The following is a 505-nucleotide window of genomic DNA, read 5'->3' as shown; positions in this document are numbered from 1 at the left end:
CGGAGTTGGTGGTACCGAGGTCAATGCCGACAGCTCGTGCCATGGCGTTCCTCCTAGGTTCGTATGGTTTTTCCCTTGAGACTCTTGAGTCACTCAGGCTCAAGTATGACGCGCGAAGAGTCGTTGTCAAACTGAATTGAGCCTGAGTGACTCAACTTCGCTCCCCGCCGGTTCAACGTCGGCCACCGGCACGATGTTCCGCTCGAATGCCCACGCAGGCCACGGGCCCGTCATGCGCGCTCGAACGCGTAGGCTGGTCCGCATGGGTGAGACCGACGACACACCACGCCCCACCGATCCGCGCAAGCGCCTGGTCGCGATCTTTCTGGTCGGATGTCTGGTGCTGACCATGGCACCATTCCTCGCCACGGTGATCTTCTGACCGAGACCGGCCCCACTGTGAACCAGCACCGGACGACGGCTCATCGTCTGGTGGGCGTCGACATGGCCCGTGGCCTGGCGCTGCTGGGCATGATGAGCGTGCACATCGCCCCTGCCGTCGGCG

Origin of the sequence: Phytoactinopolyspora endophytica, from assembly GCF_004138495.1 — a bacterium.
Taxonomy (GTDB): Bacteria; Actinomycetota; Actinomycetes; order Jiangellales; family Jiangellaceae; genus Phytoactinopolyspora; species Phytoactinopolyspora endophytica.
Note: the sequence above shows the minus strand (reverse complement) of the source record.